Origin of the sequence: Micromonospora globosa (genome assembly GCF_000717585.1) — a bacterium.
In the GTDB taxonomy this organism is placed as follows: domain Bacteria; phylum Actinomycetota; class Actinomycetes; order Mycobacteriales; family Micromonosporaceae; genus Micromonospora; species Micromonospora aurantiaca.
This window is the reverse complement of the sequence record NZ_JNZR01000047.1, coordinates 23,691-30,457: the sequence shown is the minus strand read 5'-3', so window position 1 is coordinate 30,457 and position 6,767 is coordinate 23,691. Positions and strand designations below refer to the sequence as shown.

7 protein-coding genes and 1 pseudogene are annotated in these 6,767 nt (G+C 73.7%); 4 read left to right on the top strand and 4 right to left on the bottom strand.

Annotation, left to right across the window (positions count from 1 at the left end; all coding sequences use genetic code 11):
• Together IF06_RS0129940 and IF06_RS0129935 are read left to right on the top strand one after the other, a co-directional pair.
• Positions 1-346 (top strand): annotated as a pseudogene (locus tag IF06_RS0129940) (oligopeptide/dipeptide ABC transporter ATP-binding protein); the annotation flags it as partial.
• Positions 343-1,308, top strand: a complete 966-nt coding sequence (locus tag IF06_RS0129935) for an ABC transporter ATP-binding protein (protein WP_036311813.1) — start codon at positions 343-345, stop codon at positions 1,306-1,308. The pseudogene IF06_RS0129940 and the gene IF06_RS0129935, both read left to right, overlap by 4 nt.
• Before the next feature lie 118 nt (positions 1,309-1,426).
• Here IF06_RS0129935 and IF06_RS0129930 read toward each other — a convergent pair whose 3' ends face one another.
• Positions 1,427-2,233, bottom strand: coding sequence for an SDR family oxidoreductase (locus IF06_RS0129930; protein ID WP_013476724.1), 807 nt, complete (start codon positions 2,231-2,233; stop codon positions 1,427-1,429).
• Positions 2,234-2,326: 93 nt separating this feature from the next.
• Here IF06_RS0129930 and IF06_RS0129925 point away from each other — a divergent pair, with 93 nt between their 5' ends.
• Positions 2,327-2,716, top strand: a complete 390-nt coding sequence (locus IF06_RS0129925; RefSeq protein WP_030275041.1) for a hypothetical protein — start codon at positions 2,327-2,329, stop codon at positions 2,714-2,716.
• A 132-nt stretch (positions 2,717-2,848) separates the two neighbouring features.
• Here IF06_RS0129925 and IF06_RS0129920 read toward each other — a convergent pair whose 3' ends face one another.
• Together IF06_RS0129920 and IF06_RS0129915 are read right to left on the bottom strand one after the other, a co-directional pair.
• A complete protein-coding gene (locus tag IF06_RS0129920; protein ID WP_030275039.1) occupies positions 2,849-3,556 on the bottom strand; it encodes a B3/4 domain-containing protein in 708 nt (235 codons plus the stop codon).
• A gap of 27 nt (positions 3,557-3,583) precedes the next feature.
• Entirely contained in the window at positions 3,584-4,192 is a 609-nt protein-coding gene (locus tag IF06_RS0129915; protein ID WP_030275037.1) for a LysE family translocator, read from the bottom strand.
• Between the two features lie 29 nt (positions 4,193-4,221).
• On the opposite strand from IF06_RS0129915, the gene IF06_RS0129910 reads away from it, so the two are divergent.
• A complete protein-coding gene (locus tag IF06_RS0129910; RefSeq protein WP_030275036.1) occupies positions 4,222-5,697 on the top strand; it encodes a PLP-dependent aminotransferase family protein in 1,476 nt (491 codons plus the stop codon).
• Between the two features lie 51 nt (positions 5,698-5,748).
• Here the strand turns inward: IF06_RS0129910 and IF06_RS0129905 are convergent, their stop codons facing one another.
• The gene (locus IF06_RS0129905) at positions 5,749-6,744 is read right to left on the bottom strand and encodes a helix-turn-helix transcriptional regulator (protein ID WP_030275035.1); all 996 of its coding nucleotides are present in this window, start codon (positions 6,742-6,744) and stop codon (positions 5,749-5,751) included.
• Positions 6,745-6,767 lie beyond the last annotated feature (23 nt).

Below are 6,767 nucleotides of genomic sequence, written 5' to 3'. Positions count from 1 at the left end.
CGCATGACCTGGGTGTGGTCAGTCAGGTGGCTGATGACGTGTTGGTGATGTATGCGGGCCGGGCGGTGGAGCACGGGAGTGTGGAGCGGGTGTTGCGGGTGCCGCAGCATCCGTACACGTGGGGGTTGTTGTCGAGTGTGCCGTCGTTGCACGGTGACGCGGACGCGGACCTGCTGCCGATTCCGGGTAACCCGCCGTCGTTGATCAACCTGCCGTCGGGGTGTGCGTTTCATCCGCGGTGCCGGTGGGCCGACGTGAACGGCGACCGGTCCCGCACCATCTGTCGGCGGGGGATCGGGAGCGGATCTACCGCGACGAGGTAGCCCAGGTGGGGGTGGCCCGATGAGTACCGAGACCGAGCCGCTGCTGTCGGTGCGCGGCCTGACCAAGCACTTCCCCGTCCGGCAAGGCCTGCGCACCACCGGCGCGGTGCGGGCGGTGGACGGGTTGGACTTCGACGTGCGGCCGGGCGAGACCCTCGGACTGGTGGGGGAGTCGGACATCACCCACGCGGGGCGTGGTGAGCTGCGCGGGTTGCGGCAGGACCTGCAGATCATCTTCCAGGACCCGTACGCGTCGTTGAACCCCCGCCACACGGTCGGACGGATCGTGGCCATGCCGTTGCAGGTCAACCGCATCACCCCACCCGGCGGCGTCAAGAAACGCGTCCAGGAACTCCTGGAACTGGTCGGGTTGAATCCGGAGCACTACAACAGGTATCCGCACGAGTTCTCCGGCGGGCAACGCCAGCGCATCGGCATCGCCCGCGCCCTGGCTTTGAAGCCGAAGCTGATCGTGGCCGACGAACCCGTCTCCGCCCTCGACGTGTCGATTCAGGCGCAGGTCATCAACCTGCTGCGCAGCCTGCAACAAGATCTCGACCTGGCGTTCGTGTTCATCGCCCACGACCTCGCCGTCGTGCGGCACTTCTGCCACCGCGTCGCCGTCATGTACCTCGGCAAGATCGTCGAGATCGGCGACCGCGACGACATCTACACGCGGCCGCAGCACCCGTACACCCGGGCGTTGCTGTCGGCGATCCCGGACGTCACCACGCTCGGGCCCGCCGGACGGATCCGTCTCACCGGCGACGTGCCCACGCCACTCAACCCGCCGTCGGGCTGCCGCTTCCGTACCCGCTGCTGGAAGGCCACCGACCGGTGCGCCACCGAAGAACCGGCGCTGACCACCCGGGACGACGGCAGACAGCAAACCGCCTGCCACTACCCCGAGAACGAGCCCACAAGCTCCCGAGAGGATGCGGCGGTGGGAGCCACCCCCGATCCCGGCAGCAACGAACGCACCTGACCCACGACGGGGCCGGGGGCGACCGTGCACGGCGCAGGGATCAAGCCTGACCGCCCGGAGCCGGGCACGGTCGCCCCCGGCCCTGAACGGTGACCGGAGCCCGAACAGTGACCAAGGACTAAGCAGCGCGCCACGAATGGGAGGAAAGCGCAGAAGCCTGCGGACCCATCAGCAGCATCCCCCCGTCCACCGCCCACGACGCCCCCGTCACGTACGCCGCAGCCGGTGAGGCGAGCATCGCCACCACCGCTGCCACCTCGCGGGCGTCACCGGGGCGCCCCACCGGCACGCCGGGACGCTCCTGCGTGAACGGGTCGACGTCCTCCTGCCCGGTCATCGGCGTGGCGATCTCGCCCGGCGCGACCGCGTTGACTGTGATCCCGTCGGCCGCCAGTTCCTGCGCCATCACCTTGGTGAGCAGGCCGAGCCCGCCCTTCGCCGCGCAGTACGCCGACGAGCCGACCCGGGGCGCGTGCTCGTGCACGCTGGTGATGCTGATGATCCGGCCACCTCGCCCGGCCGCGCGCATCCGCCGGGCGGCCCGCTGCGAGCACAGGAACGGCCCGTCCAGGTCCACCGCCAGCACGTCCCGCCACTTCTCCCAGCTCACGTCCACGAAGGGCTCGGACAGGCCGGTGCCGGCGTTGTTGACGAGTACGCCCAGGCCACCGAGCCGGTCGGCCAACTCGTCGACCACCGCCGCCGCTTCGGGCAGCCGGGTCAGGTCCAGCTCGGCGGTCTCGCAGCGGCGGCCGGTGGCGCGTACCTCGGTGGCGGTACGGTCGGCCCCCGCCGCGTCGCCGTACCAGGTGATGCCGATGTCGTAACCGGCCTCGGCGAGCGCCACCGCGCACGCCTTGCCGATGCCGGAGTCCGCACCGGTGACGATCGCGACGCGGTCGTAGTCCTCGTATCGTTCGGGCATGTCCGCGCACTACCCGCGGGTGGCGACCTCAACCGGCCGGACGACCCCGGCTCGCCCGGCGGTTTCGTCGTAGCCGCTCGCTAGGGTACGGGCGTGATCGCCGATGACTCCGACGCTGTGACAATCCGCTTCCTGCGCATGATGCGTGCCGAGATAGGCACCGAACGGGTGGGTGAGGATTCGCTCGGCCGCACCGTCGACCTCGCCCGGCGCTTGTGGGGCACCGGTGACGCCGCCGACGCGCGACTCGCCGACGCCCTGCGCGAGCTGCACGGCGAGCCGGTCGACCTGGCCGATCCGCACGATGTGGCGGGCGCCGCGAGCGCCCTGACGGCCGACGCCGGGCTGCTCACCGAGCCGGACCCGCGCGGCGCGGCGACGGCCCGGTTCGCCGCCAACGCCCGGCGGCTGCGCACCGGCGAGATCACCCCGGCCGAGTTCGACGAGCTGATGGCGCGCGACCGCACCGACCCCGACGCCTGACGACGAGCTGATGGCGCGCGACCGCCCCGACGACCCCGATGCCTGACGACGAGCCGGGCGGCTGCCGGCGTCGTCGCCGGACGCCCGGAGCCGGCGTCACGCCACGCGACCGGCCGTCACCACGCCGGCGGGTCAGCCCGTCCGGACCGGCACGGCCAACTCGGGCGCGTCAGCGGTGAGCAGCGCCGTCCGTGACGGCACGCGCCACTGTTCGGCCAGCGCCGCCGCCAGCTCGTCCAGCATCCGGCGCACGGTCGGCGCCGCCCCGTCGTGCATCGCCTCGACCACCACCAGCACCTCGGTGGTGCCGGCCCGTACCGCTGACGTGCCGCTCTGCCGGTGGCACCAGCGCCGGGCGTGCGCGTTCCCGCCCTGGTCGGCGAAGATCACCTCGCCGGGCGTGGGCTGCTCGCTGTCACCGCCGAGCCCTAGATAGGACTCCGTGCCGTCGGCCGGGCGCACTGTCAGGTCGCCGCCGATCCGGGCCACGTCGAGCACTGCGACCGGGACCGCGTACCGGACCGAGAGCGCGTTGCCGAGGTCCACGAGCGGATGCAGCCGGGGCAGGTCCCCGTCCCGCCGCAACCGGCGCAAAAGCGACTCGGCCGCGCAGCGGTAGCGGGTCGGCGGGCAGCCCATCCGGGCGAACGCGCGACGCCACGCCTGGATCTCCGGGAAGCCGCCCTCCGGCCCGGCGGCGAGCCGGTCCCGGGCGGTGCCGAGATACCCGGCCAGCCGTGGCGTGACGTCGACGTCGGGCGTGACGCCGGTGGCGTGCAGGACGCCGCAGGTCAGTTCGGGAAAGGCCGACCAGATCTCGGGGGAGTGCCGGAAACGCACGGGAAGACTCCTTCCAGGTGCTGAGGGCTAGGCGGTGAACGCGAGGCCGAGGCCCAGGACGAGGAAGCTGCCGGCGAAGGTGTGCCGCATCAGCCCGGTCAGCCGGGGCCGGGACAGCACCCGTCGGCGCAACGCCCCGGCCAGCAGCGCGTAACCGGTGAACACCAGCAGCGTGACGGCCATGAACACCAGGCCGCAGGCGAGCATGCGCGCTGTGGCGGCGGGCGCGTCCGGCGGTACGAACTGCGGCAGGAACGCCACGAAGAACACAGTCACCTTCGGGTTCAGCAGGTTCAGCAGCACCCCGTCCCGGAACACGGCCGCCGCCGGACGCGGGGGCCGGTCGCCGTCGAGGGCGAACGTGCCCCGGTCGCGCAGCGCCGACCAGGCCATCCAGAGCAGGTACGCCACGCCCAGCCAGGTCACCACGCGGAACGCCGGGGTGCCGGCGCGCAGCAGGGCGGCCAGTCCGGTCACCGCGGCGATCACGTGCGGGACGAGGCTGAGCGTGCCCCCGGCGGCAGCGGCCAGGCCGGCCCGGCGTCCGGCGGTCACAGTGGTGGCGAGCGTGTGCATCACCCCGGTGCCCGGAGTGATCGCGACGACGAGCGACGTCAGCAGGAAGGCGACTGTCATGCGGTCCAGCCTGTGCCCATAATGGCCCGATGGACAGGGTCAAAGCTGCCGTTCCCGAGGAGTCCAAAGCGGCCGGCGCGGACTTCCTCCAGCTCGACGTCGGCGAGGCGCCGCCCGGCGGCCGCGCGGACTGGCTCGCCGCCCGGCTGCGATCCGCCATCGCCGACGGACGGGCGCCGGTGGGCACCCGTCTGCCCGCCAGCCGGGTGCTCGCCGCCGAGCTGGGTGTCTCCCGCGGTGTGGTGACCGAGGCGTACCAGCGGCTGGCCGAGGACGGGCAGGTGGCCGGACGCGGCCGGGCCGGAACGGTGGTGGTCGCCACGCCGGCCGCCGTGGTCACCCGGCCGCCCGAGCCGAGGAGAGCACCGCAGGTGTTCGCCACCCGGCCCGGCGTCGACGCGTTCGACGAGCTGCGCGCCGTACCGGCGAAGGTGGACCTGACTCCCGGCGTACCCGATCTGGCGGCCTTTCCCCGCGCGGCCTGGCTGCGGGCCGAGCGGGCCGTGCTGCACCGGATGACGCCCGCCGCGCTCGGCTACGGCGACCCGGCCGGCACGCCCGCGCTGCGGCTCGCGGTCGCGAACTGGCTGGCCCGCAACCGGGGCGTTCGTGCGGATCCGGCCGAGGTGGTGATCGTGGCCGGGGTGTCCCAGGCGCTCGGCCTGCTCGCGCGGGTGCTGCACGACCGGGGTACGCACACCGTCGCGGTGGAGGATCCCGGCTCGCTGGGCGTACGGCAGCACCTGGTCTACTCCGGGCTGGCGACACCGCCGATTACGGTGGACGACAGGGGCCTGTGTGTCGACGAACTGGAGCGTTCCGGCGCTCCGGCCGTGCTGCTCACCCCGGCGCACCAGTTCCCGACCGGGGTGGTGCTCGACGGCGACCGGCGCCGGCGGCTGCTGCGGTGGGCACGCGACGGCGGCTTGGTGGTGGAGGACGACTACGACGCCGAGCACCGCTACGACCGTCCGCCGGTGCCGGCGCTGCGTGCCATGGCGCCGGATCGGGTCTGCTACGTCGGCAGCATCTCCAAGCTGCTCGCGCCGGCCCTGCGGATCGGGTGGATGCTGGTGCCGCCCGCGCTGCACGCCGACGTGGTGGCCGCGAAGCGGGCGGCCGACCTCGGCAACGCGGCGTTGCCGCAGCTCGTGCTGGCCGAGCTGATGGAGTCCGGCGCGCTGGAACGGCACCTGCGGCTGCTGCGCCACCGGCACGTACGCCGGCGGGACGCGATGATCCGGGCGGTCCGCGCGTACCTGCCGGGGGCGGTGGTGCACGGCGCGGCGGCCGGGCTGCACCTGATGGTCACGCTGCCCGGCGACGTCGACGACCGGGCGCTGGCGGCGGCGGCGCTGCGCCGCGGCGTCAAGGTCCACCCGCTGTCCTGGCACAGCCGGCGCCCGCAGCCACCCGGCCTGGTCCTCGGCTACGCGGCGACCCCGCCCTCCGAGATCGACCGAGCCCTCTCCACGGTGGCCGACGCCGTCACCCCGCCCCCGTGATCAAGGGGTTTTTGTCCGAGTCGATCTCCTGGAAGGACACCAACTCCTTGATCAACCGGGGAGAGGCGGGGCGGAGGGCGGGTGGTAGAGGGCAGCCAGGGCGGCGGCGGTTTCGGACAGGCGGGTGCGCAGCGCCGCCGGGGCGAGGACCTCCACGTCGGCGCCGAGCCGGAGCAGGTCGCCGTGGGCGTGGGTGAGCGACTCGATCGGGATGACCGCGTGCACCCAGCCGGTGGCGTCGGGCGGGCCGGCGCTCGCCTCGGCGGCGGCCACCACGACGTCGCTGCCGATCTCGCGCAGCCGGGCGAACCCGCGTGGCGACAGCCGGATGCGCGCCTCGTCGCGGTGCAGGCCGGCCCGGAACTCCACCACGTGCGCGCGCCACCACGCCGGCAGGTCGAACTCCGGCCGCTCGAACGGCTCGTCCAGCGGGGTCAGGTCCAGGATCTGGTTGACCCGGTAGGTGGCTGGGTCGGCGCGGTCCGGCCGGGCGGCGACCAGGTACCAGCGTCCGCCTTTGAGCACCAGCCCGTACGGTTCGAGGACCCGGGTCGTCTCGCCCCGCCAGCCCTGGTACCGCACCCGGAGCCGGTGCTGCCGCCACACCGCCTCGGCGGCCTCGGCCAGGTGCGGCGACGGGTCGCCGTCGGAGTACCAGCCCGGTGTGTCCAGGTGGAACCGCTGTTCCAGCCGGGCCGCCCGGTCGGCCAGCGGCGCGGGCAGCGCGGCCCGCAGCTTGAGCTGGACGGCGGCGACGACCGACTGGTAGCCCAGCTCGGCCGCAGGCCCGGGGAGCCCGGCGAAGAGCAGGCGGTCCGCCTCCTCGGCGGTGAGCCCGGTCAGCCGGGTGCGCCAGCCCTCCACGAGCCGGTAGCCGCCGTCGTGTCCGGCCTCGCCGTATAGCGGGATGCCCGCGGCGTGCAGCGCCTCCACGTCCCGGTAGATCGTGCGCGCCGACACCTGGAGGCGGGCGGCCAGGTCGGCGGCGGTGAGCCGGCCGTGCGCCTGGAGGAGCAGCAGGATGGACAGGAGTCGACTGGCCCGCATTCCACTGACACTAGCTGTCAGGG